A 23,622-nucleotide genomic window follows, 5' to 3' on the forward strand; every position below is an offset into this window, starting at 1 on the left:
AAAATACAGTTGCTACAGAGGGAGGCGGAGGTAATGACTTTCGACAGATGTTTTGGATGTATGCAAAAATTGGAAAGACCAGATGAAATTTGTCCGCATTGTGGGTTTGACATTAACCAAGATGATGAAGAGAGGTTTGCGTTAAGACCAGGAACAATCCTACAGGGAAGATATGTCGTTGGAAAAGTGTTGGGTAAAGGTGGATTTGGAATTACCTATATTGGTTATGATATGTCGTTGGATATTAGGGTGGCAATCAAAGAATACTATCCAGAAGGATTTGTAGGAAGAGATGCCAGACAATCTGCAAAACTTAATTGGTATAATACAAGAACTGGTGTCCAGAATGTAATAAAAAGTCGGGATAGTTTGATAAAAGAGGCCCGTAATATGGCAAAGATTGATACGTTGCCTACTCTGGTAAGGGTAAGGGATGTGCTTGTAGCAAATGAGACGGCATATCTGGTCATGGATTATGTCGAAGGAGAGACATTAAAGAATCTGGTAATGAAAACTGGAACACTTTCCTATGAAAAGGTTTGTACATATTTACTTCCAATCATGGAAGATCTGTCAAAAATTCATGAAAAAGGAATCATTCACAGAGATATCAGTCCGGATAATATTATGATTGAAGCAAATGAACAGATGCGTTTACTGGATCTTGGAGCAGCAAAGGATTTGTATAGAGTGGATGGAATACAAGGAAAAGCAAATGAACAAGTTCCTGCCTCCACACAGATGGTATTGAAACATGGATTTAGCCCTATGGAACAGTACAGGATACACGGAGGAATCGGTCCATGGACAGATGTTTATGCAATGACAGCAACCATATATTACCTGATGTCAGGGAAAATATTACCTACACCGATGGATCGTCTTGACAAAGAGCAGGAAGATGCGGTTCAGAATATAATAAATAAACTCTCTATGCCAGAAAACGCGAAAGAAGGAATGCAAAAGGGGCTTGCTATTCTTAAAGATGATAGAATTAAGAGTATGGAAGAACTTCAGAAATATTTTTCGTTAAAGAAAGTAGAACCGAAGATAGAGCAGAAATCAGAATTAAAAGTAGAATTAAAATCTAAAAAGTTAAAAAAATCGCCTGTTTTCCTATTAGTAGGCATAATTGTAATAGCTGGCGTGGCTTTCACAGGAATAAAGTTATCTCATAAAAGTGCGGAGAAATATTATGAGGAAGGAAATTATGAGCAAGCTTTAGAAACCTATCGTCAGGAAAAAGATGAGGATGGTGTGAAAAAGACAACACAGACTATGTATGACGCAGCGTATAATTATTTGTCTGGAGAGAATGGATATGAAAAAAATGAGGAAGAAGCTGTTAAGTATTATAAATTAGTAGCAGAAAATGCAAATTCAGAAGATCTTAAAAAAAATTCCTGCTATTATTTGGGATATATTATGCTTAAGAATGAAACAGAGGAAGACAATGAGGAAGCAGCAATCTGGTTTGAGAAAGCGAGCGAAAAAGGAGATATGCTTTCAAAGGATTATCTTTCAATTATGTATAGCGAGGGAACGGGTGTATTACAAGACCAGAAAAAGGCAGTAGAACTTTTAGAAGAAGTGGCAAATAGTGGAGAAGATTGGGCAATAACAACGCCTTCTTTTCTGGGGATGCTTTATGAATCTGGCAAATTTAATGATTATGTTCAGGAAATAGATTATGTAAAAGCATTAAACTGGTACAAAAAAGCAGAAGAAAACAATGTTGATGGTTCAAAAGAAAGTGTTCAGCGTGTATTGAAAGCGATATATGAAATGGCAAATAATTATAGAACTGGAGAGAATGGATATGCAAAGAATGAGACAGAAGCAATCAAGTATTATAAGCTTGTAGCAGAAGATACGGATGCAGAAGATAACTCCGTAATGGATGCATGCTATTTTTTAGGAAAAATTATGAGCAACAATGAAACAAAAGAAGATGATGAGGAAGCAGCAAGTTGGTATGAAAAGGCAGTTGAAGAGGGAGACATATCCGCAATGAATAATCTTGCATATATGTATGAATGCGGAGTAGGTGTATCACAGGATTATGAAAAAGCACTGGAACTTTATAAACAGGCAGCAGATTGTGGACTTGGTGTAGCAATGACTACAATGGGAACAATCTATTGGCAAGGTTTATTAGGACAAGAGATAGATAATGCAGAAGCAGTAAAGTGGTATGAAAAAGCAATTGAAAATGGGGATGCCGCTGCGATGAATTATCTTGCGTATATGTATGAGCATGGAGAAGGTGTGTCAAAGGATAACGAAAAAGCGTTGGAACTTTATGAAGAGGCAGTTGAAAATGGAAGTGTCTCTGCGATGAATAATCTTGCGTATATGTATGAGCATGGAGAAGGTGTGCCCAAGGATAACGAAAAAGCGTTGGAACTTTATGAACAGGCAGCAGATGAGGGAGAGAGTGCTGCGATGGTTAATATAGGATACAATTATGAATTTGGTGAGTGTGGTCAGCAAATGGATTTGAAAAAAGCGTTAGAGTGGTATAAAAAGGCAGAGGAACAAGGATATGATGCAAAAGAACTTATTCAGCGTGTGCAGTCAAAATTAGACTCTGATAGTAATACATCGGACTCCAAATCACAGAAAGGTAAATTAGTTCTAGAATAGTGCTATGGAAATAACATGAAAAATGGGGTGGGATATAGTATAGAATTCTGTCTAAAGAAAATATGTATAAAAAATATATAGATTTATCAAAAATACAGTTGTTACAAAGGAGGCAGAGGTAATGATATTCGACAGATGTTTTGGGTGTATGAAAAAATTGGAAAAGCCTGATGAGATTTGTACATATTGTGGGTTTGATATTAAGAAATATGACGAAGCAGAGTTTGCCTTAAGACCAGGAACAATCTTGCATGGAAGATATGTTGTTGGAAAGGTGTTAGGTAAAGGCGGATTTGGAATTACCTATATTGGTTATGATATGTCGTTGGACATTAAGGTCGCAATCAAAGAATATTATCCGGAAGGATTTGTAGGAAGAGATGCCAGACAATCTGCAAAACTTAATTGGTATAGTACCAGAACCGATGTCCAGAATGTAATAAAAAGTCGGGATAGTTTGATAAAAGAGGCACGTAACATGGCAAAGATTGATACGTTGCCTACTCTGGTAAGGGTAAGAGATGTGCTTGTGGCAAATGAGACGGCATATCTGGTTATGGATTATGTCGAAGGAGAAACGCTAAAGAATCTGGTGATGAAAACTGGAACACTTTCTTATGAGAAAGTTTGTACATATTTACTTCCAATTATGGAAGATTTGTCAAGGATTCATGAAAAAGGAATTATTCACAGAGATATCAGTCCGGATAATATTATGATTGAAGCAAATGGACAGATGCGTTTACTGGATCTTGGAGCAGCAAAGGATTTGTATAGAGGAAATGGAACACAAGGAAAAGCAAATGAACAAGTTCCTGCCTCCACACAGATGGTATTGAAACATGGGTTTAGTCCTATGGAACAGTACAGGACACATGGAGGAATCGGTCCATGGACAGATGTTTATGCAATGACAGCAACCATATATTACCTGATGTCGGGGAAAATATTACCTACACCGATGGATCGTCTTGACAAAGAGCAGGAAGATGCGGTTCAGAATATAATAAATAAACTCTCTATGCCAGAAAACGCGAAAGAAGGAATGAAAAAGGGGCTTGCTATTCTTAAAGATGATAGAATTAAGAGTATGGGAGAACTTCAGAAATATTTTTCTTCAAAGAAAGTAGAACCGAAGATAGAGCAGAAATCAGAATTGGAGGTAACCCCAAAATCTAAAAATCATAAAAAATTGACAGTTTTTTTGTTTGGTGTGGTTTTAGTAGCAGTAGGAATAAAGTTATCTTATAAAAGTCCGGAGAAATATTATGTTGAGGAAAATTATGAAGATTCTGTAGATAATAAAATTACAGGAATCAGTTTAGGTGGATATACCACACAGTCTAAAATAACATTTACAGCAGTTGGAGCAGGTATGGATAATGAAAATCCAGGAAAAGGTGATGTCCGTTATATACCATATAATTGGAAGGTAGTAAGTACAAGTAGCTGGAACACTGCACCTTATACGGCGTCATTTAGCATTACAAAAGCAGGAACTTATACCCTGACAGTTACATTTATTCAGCAGATGTATAACGGAAGTGAATGGGAGAATACTGAAAAACAAGATACCAAACAGGTGAACTTCAATATTGACCACGCACAAATATCTACACCAACACCAACTCCAGTTCCATTACCAGATGATCATGGTGATGCTGCATCAGAAGACGAAGACAATCCAAACCCAATACCAATTGTGGAAGGAAGTGGTATATTATCACCTTCTTCAGACAATAATGAATCCGTTTTTGGTGGTTGATAGGAGGAAATAATTTGAAAAGAAATTTAAGAGTAATTCATATATTTGTAGAACTTATATTTTTCAATATAGTAATGTTCTTTGTCCCATATTCGGTAAGAGCAGCCGATACGGAGGGGCTTGTTGTATACCAAGGGGAAAATGAAGGACAGCAATATGCAAATGTAGCTGTATGTATGGATGTGGGAGATGGTCAGATATCATTGTTGGCTTTCCTAAATAATAATGAAGAAGAGGGCATTTCGGCAGAAATTGTAACTGAAGAAAAAAGTTTTCCTATAAAAATGATAGGAACATATGCTAACACCATTGGTATTTGGAGATGTGAGGAAGACAGCATACAGCAATGTGTAAATGTATATAAAACAGCTCTTCCGATTAAAGGTGAACAGGCAGCTGCAGTATATATTTTTCAAGGTGATAATGGAGCTGAGATAGGCAGACAGCAGGTTACTGTTAATGAGAGTTGTTTATTAAATGAGGATAATCCTGATGCAGGCTATGCCATTTTATTTGACAAAATTGAAAATGAAACTTACATGAATTCTTTTCTGGGAGCATTGGAAAATGAAAATGGGGAATGTATAGGAGTAATCTTAGAAAATGGTATTGCGTGTCCAATATCATATGATGACAGTGTTTTCAATAGTAGTACAACAGAAGAGAAAACGGTGGAAGAGCAACCTCAAAAGCAGCCGGAAAGGACGATAGAAAGTAAGACAGAGAAGCAGTCGGAGAAGCAAACGGAAGATCAGTCCCAAAAGAAGACGGACGCTCAGGCGAAAGACCAGTGGGAAAAAATAGGAGAAATTCTTGGAGGGTTTATTATAACAATTTTGTTTGCAGCATTCTTCATAAGAAAAATGCTCAAAAAGAATAAGCCGACTCCTCCACTACCAGAGCCAGATCCTATACCCACTCCTGGTCCACCCCCTGTTCCTAATCCAAGACCTGTTCCTCCAGCTCCTAAGCCGAATGTTTTTGAACCGGCAAACCTGTTTTTGTACATTGAAAGCGGGCATATGGCAGGACAGGCATATCCGATAGGAAATGATAAGGTTATGATTGGTCGTAGCAATAAGTGCCGTATTCAATATCCGAAAGATTATGCCGGTGTAAGTACTATTCATGCCAGTGTATTCTACCTCAATGGAAAACTCTATCTGAAAGATGAGGATTCTTCCTATGGAACTTATCTAAAGACGAAAGTCGGTGCAAAGAAACTTGAACCCACACAGCCACAGGAACTTCACGAAGGAAGCGAATTTTATATTGCGGAAGAAAAAAATGTAATTCGGGTTGTTAATGTTGCTGCAAAAAATAAAAGATAAAAAAGAAAAGGAGACGAATAATTATGGAATTTAAACAGTGTGAGAAAGGTCATTATTATGAAAGTACATTAACCAGATGCCCACAGTGCGAACGGGAAGCAATGGAGCAGTCAAATGAAACTATGGATTTTAATCAGTCTGGTGGGAAAGCATCTGATTACAGACCAACAGAATCTTTTTCATTTCCTGAAGTTGAGGATTATGGTCCAACAGCACCAGTGGGAATGGGGACTGTAAATTCACAGAGTCAGATGGGAAATAATGGAGGAGAAACACGCCCACCGGAAAATTATGGATTCACAGTACCAGGAGGAAATCCATTTGGTGATACTTTACCTCAAAACACAACAAGTGTATATATGAATGATCAGGCGGGATTTTTACCTGTAGTAGGCTGGCTTGTATGCATTGAAGGTCCGGAAAAGGGAAAAGATTATCGAATTCATGCAGGCTATAACAGCATAGGAAGAAGCTTTTCGATGGATATTGTACTTAAATACGATAATAATATTTCCAGAGAAAAAGACTGCTATATTGGTTATGACCAGCAGGAAAAAGAATTCTTCTTTGGTCACGATAATGGAAGAAATATTATCAGGGTAAACGGAAAACGAGTAAATGGTTCCACAGATTTGAAATCATATGATATTTTATCGATTGGTTCTTGCAAATATATGTTTGTGGCATTATGTGGTGAACAGTTTGACTGGAGTGATGAGGAATGAAAATATCAGTTGGAAAACTGCATCATATTGGAAGTCGAAAGTCACAGCAGGATAGTTTCGGAACGGTGACATTGGAAGATGAGACTGTGTTAGCTGTTCTTGCGGATGGCATGGGTGGACTTTCAGATGGGGATAAAGTGAGTCAGATTCTGGTTTATACGATATTGAGTCAGTCAAAAAATGTTCTGAAGGAAGGGGTCATAGCACCTTTATATCAGCTTGTCGGTATTGCAAATGATGTAGTGAATGCAGATAGTGATATAGGGCAGAATAGTGGCTCAACACTTCTGGTAGTATGGCAGAAGCAGAATCATTTTCAGTGGATTTCAGTAGGTGACAGCAGAATTTATCTCTATCGCGCAGGAAACCTGATTCAGATGAATTCAGAGCATGTTTATAAAAAAGAGCTACTGTTGTCAGCTGTAAACGGAGATATGAGTTACGAGAACGCATATACAGATGAACAGTCGGAATGCCTTACCAGTTATATGGGAATGGGGCGTTTAAGACATATAGAAGGCAGCTTGCGGGATGTGGAATTGGAGCCTGGTGACAGGATATTACTCATGAGTGATGGCGTTTTTAATACAATTTCTGAAAAGGAAATTGCAGAAAGCGTTATTCGTGGAGGTGATGTAAAAAAGGCTGCAGAAATTATGCTGGAAGAAATTCTGAAAAAGAACAATCCTGTACAGGATAATTTTACTGCTGTTATTCTCGGCTGGGATTACGAGGGAATGTGATTTTGAATGAGTGAATATGAAACAAGAAATGCATTGCTGTCTGGAAGCTGGTTAAAAGGAAGATATCAGATATTAAATCTTCTTGGTCATGGTGGCTTTGGGAATACTTACCGAGCGTATGATGCAAAATATCATGAAATGGTGGCAATAAAAGAATTGTATCCAAGTGGTTTTGTGTATAGGGATAGATATACCAGATATGTGATACCTGCGAAGGGAAGAGAACAGGTATTTGAAGTGTACAAAGGTAAATTTAAAAATGAAGCAGACATTATGCATGAGCTTCGAAATTATCCTAAGACATTAAAAGTTTATGATCGGTTTGCTTATGGAGGTACAGAATATTATGCTATGCAGTTTCTTGAAGGGGAAAATCTGAAAGAATATCTGATTCATAATGGTAAGATGACATGGCAGCAATTTGCACCTGTGATAAAAGAAGTCCTGGACATATTGAAAGTATTTCATCAAAAAGGATATATCCACAGAGATATTAAGCCAGATAATATTTTTCTGACGAGACAGGGAAAGATATATTTGATTGATTACGGAAATGTACGTGACTTTGCGCATGCAGATCATTTTACAGAACTTTTAACAGATTATTTTGCACCACCTGAACAGTATTTAAATGATAGTGAACAAAAGGCATACACGGATATTTATTCGTTATGTGCCACTATTTACTATTGTTTAAGTGGAAAGTTACCTCCAATAGCTCTTGCACGTACAGCAGATAAAAGAAGCGGGGAGGCAGATTCTTTGGTCCATTTGAGCGAAGTTACTGAGGATGTTCCGTCTCATGTGTCTGATGCAGTTCATAAGGGACTTCGGGTGGAAACTGAAAAACGTTTTCAAACGATACAGGAACTGGAAAATGCTCTTTTTGACAGAAAAAAATTTGTAGAGAAACATAATTTAGAGAGAGCCATTTACTGTGTACATGGGATGTTGAAAGGAAATAAATTTCAGATTCCAAAAGGAAAAAATTTCTCCGTTGGGCGTGCAGCAGATATTCAATATCCCCAAAATGCAGTTGGAATCAGCAGGATTCAGTTTTATCTTTTTGTAGATTGGATGGGATATGTTTGGATTTTTGATCCGGATTCTACCAATGGTGTATCAGTAGACAATCAAAGAATCGCTAAAGAGACGTGGAAACAGATTTCAACGGGGCAGATGATTTCATTTGTAAATGAAGTATATGAATTGGTGTAAATTTGGTGCAGTTTGTATATACAGGCTGCACCATAAATAAAACCAGAAAGGTTATAAAATGATAACAATTGAAAGTTATTCTTCAAAAGGTGGAAAAAATAAAAATGAAGATACCTGTATGTTCTGTGTATATGAGAAAAATCTTGTAGCTGTGCTTGGAGATGGACTTGGAGGACATGGAGATGGGAAAAAAGCTTCAGAAATAGTATGCGAGCAGCTGGTGCAATGTGGTTCTGATAATGAAGAAGTTACAAAAGAACAACTAATTCATTCGTTTTCTGAAGCAAATGAACAGATTCTTGAGCAACAACAGAATGATTACCACATGAAGACAACAGCTGTATATCTTTGCGTCAGTCTCGGTCGTGCAATTTGGGGACATATTGGGGACAGTAGATTATATCATTTTTTTAATGGAAAATTAGTGGATTATACACTGGATCACAGTATTGCACAGGTAGCAGTTAGCTTAAATGAGATTAGTCGTGATGAAATACCGGAATATCCGGGGCGAAGCAAGATATTTCATGCACTTGGTACAGCAGAAGAGGAGTTGAAATCAGTAAAATGTATTCAACTTGAACCAGGCGAGCATGCATTTTTACTATGTTCGGATGGTGTGTGGGAACTATTGTCAGATGAAAAGTTAACAGAACTTCTTGCTAAGTCATCTACGGCAGAAGAGTGGATAAAACTTATTCGACAAACGGTAGAAGAAAATATGCCGGAAAAGCATGACAATCATTCTGCAATTGCTGTGATGATACCGGAAAGGACTTAGATAAAAGTATGGAAAAAGGAAAGAATTTATTTTGGAAAATACTGACTATATTTTTGTTGTGTACAGTTTTGGGAAGTGTTTCTGTAAGTGCAGATGAATCGGCTGTAAATAAAGCAAGAAATGGCGTGGTTCGAATCGCTGCGATAGATGAAGAAAAGAATTATTTTGCTACAGGTACAGGATTTGGCGTTGGAAAATCAGGCGAAGCAACAGATACATTTGTTACGAATCGTCATGTTGTGGTCAATGAGGATGGTAATATTGTACCAACATATATTATTTTAAGTGATGATGCAATTAGAATAGATTTTACAGAGTATGTAGATAAGAATGGGGAAATACAGAATGCGCAAAAAATTAATATTGATTATAGTAAATTGGAAGCCTGTACGGTTGTAGATATATCAGACGAATATCCGGATGTTGCAATTTTGAAAACAGAGAAAATAATTAGTGAAAGAGTTGCTTTGTCGTTAATGCATACAGATGACACTGTGGAGGCACAAAAAGTCTACGCATTAGGATTTCCAGGTGATGCAGATGAGTATTCAGATGCTTACGATACAGATGGACAAACATATTCGGTATGTAGGCGAAGCATATTTGGAGCAGTTGAAAGTATTATCTCTACAGATGGAACAATTTCACGATTTACTACTCTTTCGTGGGCTGACAATAACAAAGTAATTCAAAGTACCGCAAAAATCAACCATGGAAATTCAGGGGGACCGTTGATTACAGAAGATGGCGCAGTAATTGGAATTAATACATATGGTATAGGAGAGTCATTCTATTCAACTTCTATTTATATTGACTATGCAATGGATATGCTGGATGCAAATGGTATTTCTTACGATCTTTACAAAGCATCATTTCATTTTCCAGACTGGGCACTTCCATTGGGAATTTTTATTCTGGCGGCAGCAGTTATCGGGATTTTTCTGATATCCAGACAGAAGAAAATGAATGAAGAACATAAAGAAGAGATAAAAAAACTTGAAGCTGAACTTAATAAGAAACTGAACGAATGGCAGAATCATGTAAAACAAAAAGACAGCGGATACAGAATTAATGGAATCAGTGGTGTATTTGTTAAGAGAAGATTTGCTATTGGAGATGTGGTAACAGTCGGAAGAGGAAATGACTGTCAGTTACGGTACCCGGCAGACACAAATGGTGTCAGTGGTATGCATTGTAAGCTGGTAGTGAAAGATGGGAAACTTTTTGTGATAGATTACGGTTCAACTTATGGAACTTTTCTGGAAAAGGGAGATAGAATACCAAAAGATGTGTATGTAGAGCTTCCTGTTGGAGCCAAAATATATTTTGGTTCAAAAGAGCAGGGATTTCAGATTTCAAAATAGTGTTGTTTTAGCACTGGTGACGACTTGACAGGAAGGTAGGGTTTTATGAGAAAAAGAAGAGTATTGATAATCTTTGCATTAATTTTAATGTTGAGTCAGATACTTTTTCTGCATGATAGAGTGTTGGCAGCAGGAGAAAAGCCTGATGAAACGGAAAAAGCATTTAGTGAAATTCAGGTTGAACAGATCAGTGAAGCTCCGGAAGAAAGTACAAAAGATAAGGATGAAGAGAAAGTTCAGGACTCTTTGTCAGAATCTGATGAGACTATAACTACAGATCAATCAAAACCTCAAAAAAATGCTAAAAAAGAACAGAAAAAAGAGCCAGAAACAGAAAACGAAATAGAATTGAAAACAGAACCAAATGGTATAAAGGTACATAATCTAAAAAAATATTCAGGATATCTGGTAGTAGTATTTTTAATATTTGTTATTCTGTTATGTTTTATTATTTATAAAAAGAGAAGTAAGAAAAAAAATAATAAAATACCCAGTACAGATTCTCAGGAGATGATAGGAACAGTTTATTTAGTTAATCAGAATGAGAGAATTGCAATTCCGGTTCGCAAAAAGGTAAAGTCTACAATTGGAAGTAAAGGAAAAGCGGATATTGCACTTGATGAAGATGCAGAATTGGCAGATATTCATATGACATTGTGGCATGATCAGGGAAGATACTGGATTGAAAAGCAACAGACAGAAAAGCCGTTAAAATTTAATGGAAGAGAACTTAAAAAGGGTGAGATTCGTGCGCTTTATAATCACGCAGTTTTAGAGATTGGAAACACAAGATATTGGTTTATAGATGAGGAGGGATGAAAATGAAAAAAATAAGATATATTCTGATTTGGGTGATGGTGTTATTGGTGACTACATTTCCAGTATCAGCAGCAGCCAACAAACGAATGATTCAGGAATGCATTACGGATGGAAGCAAAATACAGCTTTATACTTATGTAGAGGAAGGAGATAAAGCAGAATATTCTGCAAATCTTTCAGGAATAAATCTTTCTGCACCAAAGGTAAAATCAACAGAAAAGAATGCAGTTACCTGGTATATCCTTCTGGATATTTCGGGTTCAATGAAAGGAACTCCGTTTGATTGTGCAAAGGAGATTATTCAGACAATCACTGATAACATGACTGATAAAGATAATATGGTTATTGCAACAATGGGTGATACAATTCTTCCCTCTTCTTTTATGACAGATCAGTCAGAGATTTCCTCATATCTTGCAGGATTAGAGGTAACGAAAGAAGATACAAATCTTTATACTGGAATTGTAGAAAGTATGGAGGAGCTGGCGAGCAATACTTCAGTAAAAACAAAAAAATGTCTGGTCATTCTTTCAGATGGTCATAATGATCAGAAAAAAGGTTCTACGGAGAAGGAAGCGACAAGTGTTGTAAAAGAGCAGACAGTTCCGGTTTTTACGGTGGCAACATTATATGATAATCCATCGAATGAGGCAAATGAATACGCAGATATTCTTGGAAGCTTTGCAAGAGATTCTTTAGGTGGACAGCATTATGTTCCGGTTGTTGAGAACATTTCGGCATCAGATGTTGGAAAGAGTATTGTTGAAAATATGCATAAAGTTCAGAAGGTTGTTTTTGATTTATCTGATCTTTCAAATGAAGATCTGCTTAAGCTTGATCAGAAGAATGAAGATACAATGACATTACGTTTATCTTGTCTTGTAAACGGAGAAAAGAGCTATGAAGATACAATTAATATTTTTAGGGATACAATAGAAATAAAACCTGTAGAAACTGAAGAAGAAGCGGTATCTGAAATGAATACCGAAGAGCCAGAAACAGTACCTGAACAAACGGTAGAGGCAGAGATACCAGAGGAAAAAGATACGGAAGAGCCGGAGACTGTGCCTGAAGAAAAAGCAGAAGAGGAAATAAGAGTATCAGAAGAAAATAGTTCATTATTATCTGCATATCGTACATATATCTGTGCAGGCGTTGCGGTTTTATTAATTATAAGTGTGATTTTGATCGTTAGAAAACAGAAGAAAAAAGGGAATAATCCTCCTATTAAAGAACCATCAGAGGAAGAAAAGGATGATATTCCTATTACAGACTCTTTAGAGAAAGAAAGTGATAATAATTCTGAGATAAATCCGAATAATGAAGAAATAATTCCACCAGCATACAGATTACAAATAGTAGTTATAGGTGATAGCAATGTGAAATTCCAATATTTGTTTGATATGAATAAACCATTTACCATGGGACGTGATGACAGATCAGATATGAAACTGATTCAGAATGATATGAAGCTGTCCGGTCAGAACTGTCAGATGGTTTATAATGGAACGGAGATGTATATTACTGATATTTCAACAAATGGAATTGCATTAGAAGGTGTAAAACTTATTAAAAATCAACCAACAGAAATTACAAATAACAGTAAAGTTCGAATGGGAAGTTATGAATATCGCTTTAGCTGGATGAGGAATGAATAAGAATGGGAGTTAAGGACTTATATAATAAGCTATTAAATAAACCGGAAGATGTAACGTGGGTGGATTTTTTCTCGGATTTTTATAAAAAACATTCAAAATCTGATAAGGAGTTAATTGTTTCAGCTGGAGAAATGTATGATTCCAAAAGTAGAGAATATCTTCTTAGTGTTTGGCAGAAACCTTGGTTATTTTATACGGTTTTAAAATACGGTCTGGGTGTCTGTGGCATAATTTATGTGGCTTTATATTTGTTAATAGAATATATTGGTAGCATTAATATTCCGGCGATTAATTTGTTTGTGATTATGGCTTTTCCTTTATTACCTCCAATTGTAGTAATGATTTTTTTCTGGGAATTAAATATTCCCAGAAATATTTCATTATTGCAATTGATAGGAATATTTTTAGCAGGTGGATTTCTTTCGCTTGTGGCAACTGCATTTATGAGTAAAGATATTCCTGTAAAAGAGGTGGCGTATGCTCCTTTTATTGAAGAGCCGGCAAAGCTTCTGATTGCTGTTGGATTTTTGGTTCTGCTTAATAAGAAGCCTAAATTTAGAATTTGGGGATTAACAGGATTAGTAATTGGAGCAGCAGTAGGTGCAGGCTTTGGTGGATTTGAGTCTGTTCAATATGGCATTGTAGAAAATGTGAAAATATTACATGTAGAATTTTTGAGATCAATAGATAAGAACAATTTAGTTTTTCTTTTTCAGAATCAATTGTTAAGAGGAATTTGGGCGATGGCAGGGCATACACTTTTTTGTGCACCGTATACGGCGGCAGTTGCTTTGCATACAGAAAACGGAAAAATTACAGAAAAATCTTTCTTTAATAAAGATTTTGGAATTGCATTTGGAACCAGCTTTGTATGTCATTTTATCTGGAATAGTATTAATAGAACTCCTGTTTTTATTATCATTACGATTGTACTTTGGATGAATTCACTTACAATTGTAAAAAAGTCGTTTATTCAGTTTTTGAAATCAAATGGAAATACAGAAGTTGGGGGATATTTATTACAGGGAATTACAGGACCACTTGCCGGACATAAATTGTCAATAAAGGAAACAGTATTAATTGGAAGGTCTTCTAAATGTGATATATGTCTGCCGAATAATACTCAGGGGGTTAGTGGAACTCATTGTAGAATTGTAAGTGAAAATAATCAATTATTTATTACTGACGTTGATTCCACCTATGGAACATATGTAAATAATATAAAGATTCAGCCCAAAGTCTATCAGAGACTGAGGAATGGAGATCGCATTGCATTGGGGTCAACAGCAGTTGTTTTTGATATATGCCAGGAATGTTGACTTTTAAATAGAAAATAGTGATATTCCAAATATAACCAGAAGAATGAATATGAAAAAGGGTTGCGTTTAAGAACTTAAACTATGTTCATCAAAAGGAAGGGGTGAGGACGAATACAGAGAAAATACCTGAAACAGTAAAATAATGGATGTAAGAAAGGATGGGAAATGGTATGAAAAAAATGTTAAGAAAACGTGCAATGGTTTTAGCGTTAGTTTTCAGTATGTTAGCAGGTGTATTTGGATTCACAGAAAATGCGTATGCGAAAGCTTATTCGTGGATGGATACTGCAACCCTGCTTCCGGCAGAAACAGCCATGGGAGGTGTGTTCACCAGAACAGGAGAAAAAATTTATTATATCTCTGTTCCTGAAACTATGGATATTAATTTATGTGTTGGAGTTCCCGGAACAAAAACAGCAGGTGTGTTGATTTATGGCAGCAACGGAAAAACTCTGAAATCATTTTACGGTAGTAAACAGTGGAGTTATTCCAAGAAGAACGGAATTAACTTCTTTGAATACAGTGCAAGATTTTCAAAAGGTGTGTATTATATTGGAATTAAAAATTTTGGAAGTATTTCCAAATATGCTTTAACATATTCTGCTAAACTTGCCAAAAAAGTAAATTTAAAGAATTTAAAGAGATATTCATCAACTTCAACGATAATTACCTGGACAAAACTTAGTTCCGTGACAGGTTATGAAGTTTATCGTGCGACATCTTTAAATGGAACTTATAAACGTATAGCGACTGCATCATCCTCCAGAAACTATTATATTGACAGGTCCATAACAAATGGAAGGAGCTATTATTATTTTGTCAAAGCATACAGAATGATTAATGGAAAGAAAATTTATTCATATAGCTCAGCGATAGGAAGAATAACCTTATCAAGATGACAGACACGCAGAGTATGGAGGAAATAGCAGATGAAAAAGAAAATAGGTTTATTTATTATCTGCCTGACAATGTCAGGCAGTATAAATATAATGGGAAGTTCTTCTGTGTCTGCACAGGAGGATTATCAGACGATAGTGGAGGATTATAAAGAACTTTTTCTGTCTCTGGATCAGATAAACTATCAATATGACTGTGTACTGGAAACTGTAGGAGATTATATTGAGGGAAAGGTAAATCTTTCGGAGACAGAAGAGAAAGTAAATGATACGTTAAGTATAATTATGGAAGAAAAAGAGAAAAATTATAGCTATCGTAAATTAGAAGATGAACAGATTAGTTTGCTGGAAGAATATGGAATTAATGCAGAAGAGTATGAGACATTTGGAAACAGTCTGAGAGAAGAGTATGTATATATTATATGTAATCTTGCGGAGCTGGCAGATGATTTGTACTATGTTAAGAAATCAGAATCAGGATATGAAACACTGGTGTCTGATCAAAAAGAATATAAAGAATTACAGGAGCTTAAAAAAGAATATCATTATTATAGAAACTTTAATTACTGGTTTGCTGATTGGAATGAAGAAATGACTGCCTATGTGCAGGATCAGGTTTCGCCGGAATTGAAATCCTTTATTTCCGGAGATTTTGTATGGGAAAAGGATAAGGATATTGCAGAATGTAAGGCGATGGACTACATGGACAATTATGAAGCAGGAATGCAGCAACTGTCTGAGAATAAGAAAGAGGTAGAAGAAAAGAGTCCTGAAGAAGATATAAAGACGCAGAAGAAGATTTTTGAAACAGAAGAATTTTCATTTGAAATTCCAGATTCCTGGGTAAATGGATATTACAGCGGAACAGGAGGAGAAACGGAAGCTTTTTATTTCAGCTTTTCTGATAGAAATATTTCTTACAAAAGTGACGGTGAGTTTATGCGCCTGATCCTGACCAGCAATGAAGAATTTGAAAAGGAAGATGGATTTGAATATACAAAGTTAGATGGTGAAACGGTTTTGGGAAGAAGTATTTATATGGCCGTTAATACAAAACATTCAGAGATGGATCCGGAGGACAAAAAATTCGAACAGGAATATCTGGAGAAACGTTCAGATTGTGACAAAATTCCAGATACCCTGAAATTGAAGACGGATTTTTCATGTAGAAAAATAGAAAATAATGATTACAGTTTTTATTTGCCGAAAGCATGGGAGGGAAATGTAATTATGATCCCCAGAAAAGGTAAAACTTGTACTAGTTATGCCTTTTATCATAAAAAAAGCCTTTCTTCCGGCGGAGGTCTTCTTTTAAGTATAGTACCCAGCAAAACAGGAGAGAGACCGGACCTTTTAGATGGAGCCAGAGTACTGGGAGAAGAAAAAAATCGACAGATAATGTACTGGATTGGAGGACCTACGGGGGTAACGTATGGAGAAGCAGAGAGGGAGGATTATTTTAAAATGAAGTTTGCTGCTACAACAATTATGGCGACATTCCAGGTGAAAAACTAAAACGGGACAAGGTTGGCACGATAATATGGGAGATATTGATGTATAATAAATAGATATAATACGTGCTAATTTACAGAAAATTCACACATTGATTTTGAATGTTTTATATGAAAACTTGTGGAGGGAAAAGAGATGAAAAAGAAAATTTATCTGACAGCTATTTGTATAACTGCAATCGGCAGCACAATGACAAATTATTCTGTATCTGCGCAGGATGATTTTCAAAAAGTAGTGGAAGACTATAAAACTTTTTTCCTTCCATTGGACCAGGCTAGTTATCAATATGATTGTGCACTGGATACAGTAGGCGATTATCTTCAGGGAACTGTAAATCTTTCAGAGGCAACAGAGACAGTAAATAAAGCAATAAATTCACTGATGGAGAGTAAGGAACAAAATATTGGTTATAGTTACTTAAATGAAGAACAGAAAAATTTATTTGAAAAATATGAAATCAGTGCGGACGAATTTAACGAATTTGGAATTAGCCGGGAATATGAAGAGATATGTATGATATCGAATCTTGCCGAATTATCCGATGATTTATGCTATGTAGAAAAATCTGATTCGGGATATGAAACACTGGTGTCTGATCAGAAAGAATACAAAGAAATGCAGGAATTCAGGAAAGGATATCATTATTATAAAAATTTTAATTACTGGTTTGCCGGCTGGAATCAGGAAATGACTGATTATGTACAGGAACAGGTGACGCCAGAACTGAAGTCATGTATTTCTGAAGAATTTACATGGGAAAATGATAAAGAGGCAGTGGAACGTAAGGCGACGGAATATATGGACAAGTATGAAGAGTTGGCGCAGCGTTTATCAGAGAGTAAAGAAGCAAAAAAAGAAAAATCCCAAAGTGATTCAGAATTACAGGATGAAATATTTGAAACGGATGAATTTTCATTTAAGATTCCAGACTCATGGAAAGGCGGATATTCCAGTGGTTCAGGAGGAAAACTTGGAACTTCTTATTACTATTTTGTGGATGAAAATTTTTCTTATAGTGATGGTGTTCTCATGCATTTGATTCTGACTTATGACGAAGAATTTCAAAGAGACGAAGAATTCGAATATACAAAGTTAGATGGTGAGACTATTTTTGGCAGAAGTATTTATATGGCGGTTAATACGAAACATCCTGAGCTGGCTTCGAGAGATGAGGAAAAAGAACGGAAATATCTGGAAAAACTTGCAGGATGTAAAGAAATTCTAGAGACGCTGAATTTAAAAACAGATTTTCCAAATAGGAAAATAGAAAATGACAATTACAGTTTTTATCTGCCGGAATCCTGGGACGGAAATGTAATCATAAGATCTCAAAAAAGTAAAAGATATACAAAATATCTGTTTTATCAGAAAAAAACATTTTTTCCACAGGGAAATGGATTTTTTTTGAGAATTGCTGTGTGTGAATGGGGATATGGGCCAGATGACGCGGATGATACACAATTGACCGCAGAGGATGAGGATGCACAGGTCATGTTCTGGATAGCCGGACCTACGGATGTAACCTGTACAACAGAGGACAAAGAAGTACGTGCAGAATATGAAAAAATGAAAAGCGATAGCCAGACAATTATAGCATCGTTTCAGGTAAAAAAATGAGACATAACTGCAAAACCGGAAAGGATACGAAAAAGGGGTTGCAGACGTGAGATAAAATATGTGTAACAAAAAGAAAGGGGCGAAAGAAACAAAGAAGAAACCCGGAAAACAGTAAAAACAGCAGAACTTAAGAAAGGATGGAAAAACAGTATGAAGAGAGCAGAAAGAATTTATCAGAAAAATATTTGGAAGATTATGGCAATCATAGTTGTATTTATGACTTCTTGCATAGCAATTTCGTTTAAAGCTCATGCAGAAGTAAAGGCATATGATCCAATTATTGTGCAGGGCTATAATTGGATGTATTTATCTGACAGTGATATTGCTGATATGCCTTTACAGGTATTGTGCTATGGAAAAAATGAAATTTATGCACAGCATGGACGTAAATTTGCATCACAGGAATTGCAGGATTATTTTAACAGTCAATACTGGTATTATGGAACAGTTGAACCGGGTGATTTTTCTGAAAGTATGTTAAATGAATATGAACTTGCAAACGTTAAACTTCTGGCAAAAAGAGAAAAGGAACTCGGTGGTTATAAGTTGGATGTAGCAGGATACAGTTATCAGCCTGTAAAAGATTATATAGATAAGACAAAAAATAAAATGTTTGGTGGAGTTACTTACGAAAGTACAGATGCCCTTTCTGGTATTCCTTACAAAGTGAGTGTTTCTAAAGGGTACCTGGCATTAAGAAGCGACCCGGAATATAATGATTCAAATGAGAAGGGTCAGCTATATACAGGGGATAAAGTCTTTTTACAACAGGGAACGGATACTCAGTATTGGTATGTATATGCACCGAAATATCAGGATTACGGATATGTTAACAAGGATTATCTTGTAAAAGATTCAAATGCTTCAAATACTTCCACATCTTCATACAATTTTCCGGTAATCTATAAAACGGTAAAAGTAGATAAAGGGTACCTGGCATTAAGAAGCGAAAAATCTTTTAACTCAGGTAATGAGAAAGGTGAGCTGTATACAGGCGATGTAGTAGAAGTTCGTGACAGCAGTGACCCGACTTATTGGCTCGTATATTCATCAAAATATAATGATACAGGATATGTAAACATGAATTATTTGCATTAAACAGGTGAAGTTCGGGAGAAACGGATGAAAAAGAATAAGAACAGTTATAAAAAGATTTTCACAGTATTTTTGTGCCTGACTATGTGTTTAAGCACAGAATCTGTGGTATATGCGCAGGAGGAGTTCGAATCCGGTACTTCTGATACTTTTATATTTCAGGATAATGAAGATATGGTAGAAGAATTTCAGGATAAATCTTCCAATGAAGAAGTGGATTGTTTTGAAACAGGAGAAAGTGCAACTGTGTTTGGAACTGGGGATGAAGAAAGCCAAGAAGATGGAGAAATCCGATACATAAAAGGCCGTCCATTGACAGAAGAAGAACGGGAAAAAGAACTGGAACCATTTAATTATCCTACATTTACAGAAAAGGTACCGTTTATTGGAAGTAACCTGGATATTGATACTTATCAGCTATATCCATCTAAATATGATGCAAGAGAAAAGGGGATTATCACTTCGGTTAAAAATCAATACCAATCTCCGATGTGTTATGCATTTAGTCTGACTTCAATTGCTGAAACATCATTACTTGCGCAGGGAAAAGGAACTTATGATCTTTCAGAAGCGCATCTGGGATATTTTTTTGGAAACAGAAGTAATGATCCACTTGGGAATACACCAAATGATAAAAATGTTAGAGTTAATCCTTACGCATGGAACGGTAATACCCGATTAGGTACTATTTTTCTCACAACCTACTCTGGATTGACAACGGAAGATGATATGCCTCTTCCGAATGAATTGAAATATTCTGGTGAAACTTCAGCTCAAATTTCATCTGATAAAGAATATCATGCGGTTGCATACTTAAGAAATGCGATTTTTTCTGACTATTCTGTGAATAGGATGAAACAGTTGCTTATAGAAAAACAAGCTGTAAAAATCAGTATGAATCGAAAAGATGAATACTATAATCCTGATACAGCTGCATATAGTAATCCTGTTTATGAAGATACGACAAATCATGCAGTGGTGGTAGTGGGATGGGATGATAACTATTCTTCAAAAAATTTCATTGCATCTTCTGAGGTTACTTCGGATGGAGCATGGATTGTAAAAAACAGCTGGTCAAATAGCTGGGGTGACAATGGATATTTTTACATTTCCTATGAAGATAAAAACATTCGAGAACTAATAGCTGTAGATATGGAAAAAGATACAGAATATGAAAATAATTATTTTTATGATGGTTCAACAGGATATGGTAGTTGGAGCCTTTCTCCTGGTCAGTCTATGGCAGTGGCTTTTAACGCGAAAGCAGGAAATGGAAAAGCAGAAATTTTAGGAGAAGTAAATATAATTACATTTAGTGATGATGCTTGTTACAGTATACAAATTTATGCAAATTTAAGCGATATACAGAATCCTACAAGCGGCTCTCCAGTATATGAAGTTCCGTATGAAGCATATCAGTCACTGGCAGGAATAAAAACAGTAAGAATACCAGAAGTAGTATTACAACAGGGAAGCAAGTATTCGGTTGTAATTACAAATACTGGTGTCAATAAATTCAGTATTGGACGTGAAGTGGGTAATATCGCTTCCTGGTATTACACAGAAGCCGGAAGCAACATTGGTGAAAGCTTTTTCAGAGCTTCTGCAGAAGGAAGCTGGAGAGATTTATATGATTTATATTCATCTCCGAGAATCAAAGCTCATACTAAAACCCTTGATTATGCAGTAACTCCCGTGCTTTCTTTTACAACAGATAAAACAGTTCTGAAGTCTGGCGAAAGTGTCAAGACAAAAGCAGCCATAACACCAGATTCTATGAGTTATATTAATCTGTTATATGAAAGCAGCAATCCGGAAGTGGCAACAGTAGATGAAAATGGCGTGATCAATGGCAAAAAGAATGGAACAGCAGTAATTACCTGTAAAAGCACAGATTCATCACAGCTTTTATCTACTGTTACAGTTAAAGTTAAAGCAATGCAGGTTTCCGGATTTCGTGCAGAGCCTAAAGCATACAATAGAATTGTTCTTTCATGGGAACGAGTGGAGGACGCAAAAGGTTATACGATTTACAGAGCTGAAAAAGGAAAAAAATCAAAGAAACTGGCAGATGTAAATGCCAAGGCGGTTAAATATCAGGATACTTCTGTTAAAACAGGAACCACATACGTATATACAATAATTCCTTTTAAAATAAAGAATGGAAAGAAAGAGTATGGTAAAAAATCAGACCAGGCAGAAGCAAAGAGTGCTCTTGATATTCCGAAATTTACAGTGAAGGCATTATCAGATGGATATAATCAGATAAAATGGAAAAAAGTTTCTGGAGTAACGGCATATAATATTTTCCGAAAGAAACCTGAAGGAGAAAAATGGGAATTTCTAAAAGCAGCATCATCATCTGAGACGAAATATAATGATAAGAATCTTGCATCCGCAACATCCTATCAATACTTGATACAGGCATACAGAGAGGTTTCAGGAAGCAAAGTTTACAGCAGATATAATGTAAGCCCGGCTATAAAGACGGCTCCTGCTGTTACTAAAATTAACTCTATAAAAAATGAAAGTGATGGAATTTATATCCGTTGGAATGTACAGAAGAGTTGTGACGGCTATCAGATTCTGCGAAAAACAAAAAATAATTCCTGGAAACAGATTGCTAAGATTGATGATGCAAAGAAGAGTTCCTGGACTGATGAAACTGCCGAAAAAGGTGAGTCATATTATTATGCAGTGAAAGCATTTGTAAAACAGACGAATGGGACTACATATGGCAAATATGAGGCATCTTCTGTTATTAAGAGATAACTATTAAAGCTACAGCTTTAGTGAATTGATAAGATTCAAAAAGCTGTAGCTTTTTTGCTGGTGTATAGAATATTTTTGGCATGGGCTATAGTCTTGATAATATGCTGGAATTGCTTTATACTTGCATTAGATTTAAAAAAATGTAAAGAGAAATTCTATTAAAAGAGGATAAAAATTAGAAATAAAATAGGAGAATAGCAGACAATGACAGAAACAAGACGTTTATATTATGAAGATGTATATAAAAAAGAATTCACAGCAATAGTAGTAGAGTGCAGAGAGAGAAAAAAAGGCTATGCCATAATCCTGGATAAGAGTGCTTTTTATCCGGAAGGCGGCGGACAGCCGAGTGACATGGGAACTCTGGGTGATGTGAAAGTGACAGAGGTTCATGAGAAAGATGGAGAGTTGCTTCATTATATAAACAAGCCACTGGAAGTGGGTACGAAAGTTGAAGGAAAGATTGACTGGGCACGTCGTTTTGATCTGATGCAGCAGCATTCCGGAGAGCATATGGTCAGCGGTATTATTCATGCGAAGTATGGCTATGACAATGTAGGCTTCCACATGGGAAGTGATGTGATCACTGTAGACCTGAATGGTATGCTGGATGAAGCTCAGCTGGCGGAGATTGAGCAGGAAGTAAATGAGAGAGTCTGGGAGGATAAAGAGGTACAGATCACTTATCCGACAGCAGAGGAATTAGAGACTCTGGATTACAGAAGCAAAAAGGAACTGACCGGACAGGTTCGTATCGTGACTTTCCCGGGAGTAGATGTATGTGCATGCTGCGGTACTCATGTGACACATACAGGTGAAATCGGAATGGTGAAACTTCTCTCTGTAGTGAAGTTCCGTGATGGTATCCGTATGGAGATGATCTGCGGAAAACGTGTTCTGGACTATTTGAATATGGTAAATGAGCAGAACCACCAGATTTCTGTAAAGCTTTCTGCAAAGATGGAAAAAACAGCAGATGCAGTTCAGCGTCTGCAGGATGAGAACTTCCGTCTGAAAGGACAGGTAGCCCGTATGGAGGAAGAAATGTTCCAGGCAGAAGCGAAGAAGTGGGATGGGGCAGGAAGTGTCCTGATCTTCAAAGAAGGTCTGGAAGCAGATTCTGTACGTAAACTTGCAGATGCAGTGATGAATACCTGCCAGGGATGCTGTGCAGTATTTTCCAGAAATGAAGATGGAAGTTATAAGTATGCGATGGGAGAAATTGACGGAGACTTACGCCAGTATACAAAGGAAATGAATGCTGCATTAAACGGCAGAGGTGGAGGAAAGCCATTCTTTGTACAGGGGTCTGTGCAGGCGACAGAGGCAGAAATTCGTAATTTCTTTGAGAAATAAGATGT

The 23,622-nt window shown here is 36.4% G+C and carries 17 protein-coding genes; all 17 read left to right on the top strand.

Features of this window, described 5'->3' with window-relative positions:
• The first annotated feature begins 33 nt into the window (after nucleotides 1-33).
• A complete protein-coding gene (locus KQI87_RS01125; protein WP_216458544.1) occupies nucleotides 34-2,646 on the top strand; it encodes a serine/threonine-protein kinase in 2,613 nt (870 codons plus the stop codon).
• 121 nt (nucleotides 2,647-2,767) lie between these two features.
• Nucleotides 2,768-4,411, top strand: a complete 1,644-nt coding sequence (locus tag KQI87_RS01130; RefSeq protein WP_216458545.1) for a serine/threonine protein kinase — start codon at nucleotides 2,768-2,770, stop codon at nucleotides 4,409-4,411.
• A 14-nt stretch (nucleotides 4,412-4,425) separates the two neighbouring features.
• Nucleotides 4,426-5,742, top strand: a complete 1,317-nt coding sequence (locus KQI87_RS01135) for an FHA domain-containing protein (protein WP_216458546.1) — start codon at nucleotides 4,426-4,428, stop codon at nucleotides 5,740-5,742.
• A 23-nt stretch (nucleotides 5,743-5,765) separates the two neighbouring features.
• Nucleotides 5,766-6,467: an FHA domain-containing protein gene (locus tag KQI87_RS01140; RefSeq protein ID WP_216458547.1), complete on the top strand. Its 702-nt coding sequence runs from the start codon at nucleotides 5,766-5,768 to the stop codon at nucleotides 6,465-6,467.
• Complete coding sequence (locus KQI87_RS01145; protein WP_216458548.1) at nucleotides 6,464-7,210, top strand: PP2C family protein-serine/threonine phosphatase; 747 nt, start codon at nucleotides 6,464-6,466, stop codon at nucleotides 7,208-7,210. The genes KQI87_RS01140 and KQI87_RS01145 overlap by 4 nt, the downstream gene beginning before the upstream one ends.
• A gap of 6 nt (nucleotides 7,211-7,216) precedes the next feature.
• Nucleotides 7,217-8,428 carry an FHA domain-containing serine/threonine-protein kinase gene (locus KQI87_RS01150; protein ID WP_216458549.1) on the top strand — a complete coding sequence of 404 codons (1,212 nt, stop codon included), beginning with the start codon at nucleotides 7,217-7,219 and terminating at the stop codon, nucleotides 8,426-8,428.
• 58 nt (nucleotides 8,429-8,486) lie between these two features.
• The gene (locus tag KQI87_RS01155; protein WP_216458550.1) at nucleotides 8,487-9,209 is read left to right on the top strand and encodes a PP2C family protein-serine/threonine phosphatase; all 723 of its coding nucleotides are present in this window, start codon (nucleotides 8,487-8,489) and stop codon (nucleotides 9,207-9,209) included.
• 8 nt (nucleotides 9,210-9,217) lie between these two features.
• Nucleotides 9,218-10,573, top strand: a complete 1,356-nt coding sequence (locus KQI87_RS01160; RefSeq protein ID WP_216458551.1) for a trypsin-like peptidase domain-containing protein — start codon at nucleotides 9,218-9,220, stop codon at nucleotides 10,571-10,573.
• A gap of 45 nt (nucleotides 10,574-10,618) precedes the next feature.
• On the top strand, nucleotides 10,619-11,392 hold the full coding sequence (locus KQI87_RS01165) for an FHA domain-containing protein (RefSeq protein ID WP_216458552.1): 774 nt from the start codon (nucleotides 10,619-10,621) through the stop codon (nucleotides 11,390-11,392).
• Nucleotides 11,393-11,394: 2 nt separating this feature from the next.
• Nucleotides 11,395-13,050: a VWA domain-containing protein gene (locus tag KQI87_RS01170; RefSeq protein ID WP_216458553.1), complete on the top strand. Its 1,656-nt coding sequence runs from the start codon at nucleotides 11,395-11,397 to the stop codon at nucleotides 13,048-13,050.
• A gap of 2 nt (nucleotides 13,051-13,052) precedes the next feature.
• On the top strand, nucleotides 13,053-14,369 hold the full coding sequence (locus tag KQI87_RS01175) for an FHA domain-containing protein (protein ID WP_216458554.1): 1,317 nt from the start codon (nucleotides 13,053-13,055) through the stop codon (nucleotides 14,367-14,369).
• Between the two features lie 158 nt (nucleotides 14,370-14,527).
• Complete coding sequence (locus KQI87_RS01180) at nucleotides 14,528-15,268, top strand: fibronectin type III domain-containing protein (RefSeq protein ID WP_216458555.1); 741 nt, start codon at nucleotides 14,528-14,530, stop codon at nucleotides 15,266-15,268.
• Nucleotides 15,269-15,298: 30 nt separating this feature from the next.
• Entirely contained in the window at nucleotides 15,299-16,780 is a 1,482-nt protein-coding gene (locus tag KQI87_RS01185; RefSeq protein WP_216458556.1) for a hypothetical protein, read from the top strand.
• 132 nt (nucleotides 16,781-16,912) lie between these two features.
• Nucleotides 16,913-18,394 (top strand): hypothetical protein, encoded by a 1,482-nt coding sequence (locus tag KQI87_RS01190; protein WP_216458557.1) that lies wholly within the window; start codon nucleotides 16,913-16,915, stop codon nucleotides 18,392-18,394.
• A 150-nt stretch (nucleotides 18,395-18,544) separates the two neighbouring features.
• Nucleotides 18,545-19,492, top strand: a complete 948-nt coding sequence (locus KQI87_RS01195) for a YARHG domain-containing protein (RefSeq protein ID WP_216458558.1) — start codon at nucleotides 18,545-18,547, stop codon at nucleotides 19,490-19,492.
• Between the two features lie 24 nt (nucleotides 19,493-19,516).
• The gene (locus KQI87_RS01200) at nucleotides 19,517-22,261 is read left to right on the top strand and encodes a C1 family peptidase (protein WP_216458559.1); all 2,745 of its coding nucleotides are present in this window, start codon (nucleotides 19,517-19,519) and stop codon (nucleotides 22,259-22,261) included.
• Nucleotides 22,262-22,465: 204 nt separating this feature from the next.
• Nucleotides 22,466-23,617: an alanyl-tRNA editing protein gene (locus KQI87_RS01205; protein ID WP_216458560.1), complete on the top strand. Its 1,152-nt coding sequence runs from the start codon at nucleotides 22,466-22,468 to the stop codon at nucleotides 23,615-23,617.
• Nucleotides 23,618-23,622: the final 5 nt, after the last annotated feature.

The sequence above is a fragment of the Blautia sp. MSJ-9 genome, assembly GCF_018919065.1.
Taxonomy (GTDB): domain Bacteria; phylum Bacillota; class Clostridia; order Lachnospirales; family Lachnospiraceae; genus Blautia_A.

Excerpts from the sequence above, each read along its gene's own strand:
- KQI87_RS01125 (WP_216458544.1), top strand. The coding sequence starts at position 34 with ATGACTTTCGACAGATGTTTTGGATGTATGCAAAAATTGGAAAGACCA.
- KQI87_RS01130 (WP_216458545.1), top strand. The coding sequence starts at position 2,768 with ATGATATTCGACAGATGTTTTGGGTGTATGAAAAAATTGGAAAAGCCT.
- KQI87_RS01140 (WP_216458547.1), top strand. The coding sequence starts at position 5,766 with ATGGAATTTAAACAGTGTGAGAAAGGTCATTATTATGAAAGTACATTA.
- KQI87_RS01145 (WP_216458548.1), top strand. The coding sequence starts at position 6,464 with ATGAAAATATCAGTTGGAAAACTGCATCATATTGGAAGTCGAAAGTCA.
- KQI87_RS01150 (WP_216458549.1), top strand. The coding sequence starts at position 7,217 with ATGAGTGAATATGAAACAAGAAATGCATTGCTGTCTGGAAGCTGGTTA.
- KQI87_RS01155 (WP_216458550.1), top strand. The coding sequence starts at position 8,487 with ATGATAACAATTGAAAGTTATTCTTCAAAAGGTGGAAAAAATAAAAAT.
- KQI87_RS01160 (WP_216458551.1), top strand. The coding sequence starts at position 9,218 with ATGGAAAAAGGAAAGAATTTATTTTGGAAAATACTGACTATATTTTTG.
- KQI87_RS01165 (WP_216458552.1), top strand. The coding sequence starts at position 10,619 with ATGAGAAAAAGAAGAGTATTGATAATCTTTGCATTAATTTTAATGTTG.
- KQI87_RS01170 (WP_216458553.1), top strand. The coding sequence starts at position 11,395 with ATGAAAAAAATAAGATATATTCTGATTTGGGTGATGGTGTTATTGGTG.
- KQI87_RS01175 (WP_216458554.1), top strand. The coding sequence starts at position 13,053 with ATGGGAGTTAAGGACTTATATAATAAGCTATTAAATAAACCGGAAGAT.
- KQI87_RS01180 (WP_216458555.1), top strand. The coding sequence starts at position 14,528 with ATGGGAAATGGTATGAAAAAAATGTTAAGAAAACGTGCAATGGTTTTA.
- KQI87_RS01185 (WP_216458556.1), top strand. The coding sequence starts at position 15,299 with ATGAAAAAGAAAATAGGTTTATTTATTATCTGCCTGACAATGTCAGGC.
- KQI87_RS01190 (WP_216458557.1), top strand. The coding sequence starts at position 16,913 with ATGAAAAAGAAAATTTATCTGACAGCTATTTGTATAACTGCAATCGGC.
- KQI87_RS01195 (WP_216458558.1), top strand. The coding sequence starts at position 18,545 with ATGAAGAGAGCAGAAAGAATTTATCAGAAAAATATTTGGAAGATTATG.
- KQI87_RS01200 (WP_216458559.1), top strand. The coding sequence starts at position 19,517 with ATGAAAAAGAATAAGAACAGTTATAAAAAGATTTTCACAGTATTTTTG.
- KQI87_RS01205 (WP_216458560.1), top strand. The coding sequence starts at position 22,466 with ATGACAGAAACAAGACGTTTATATTATGAAGATGTATATAAAAAAGAA.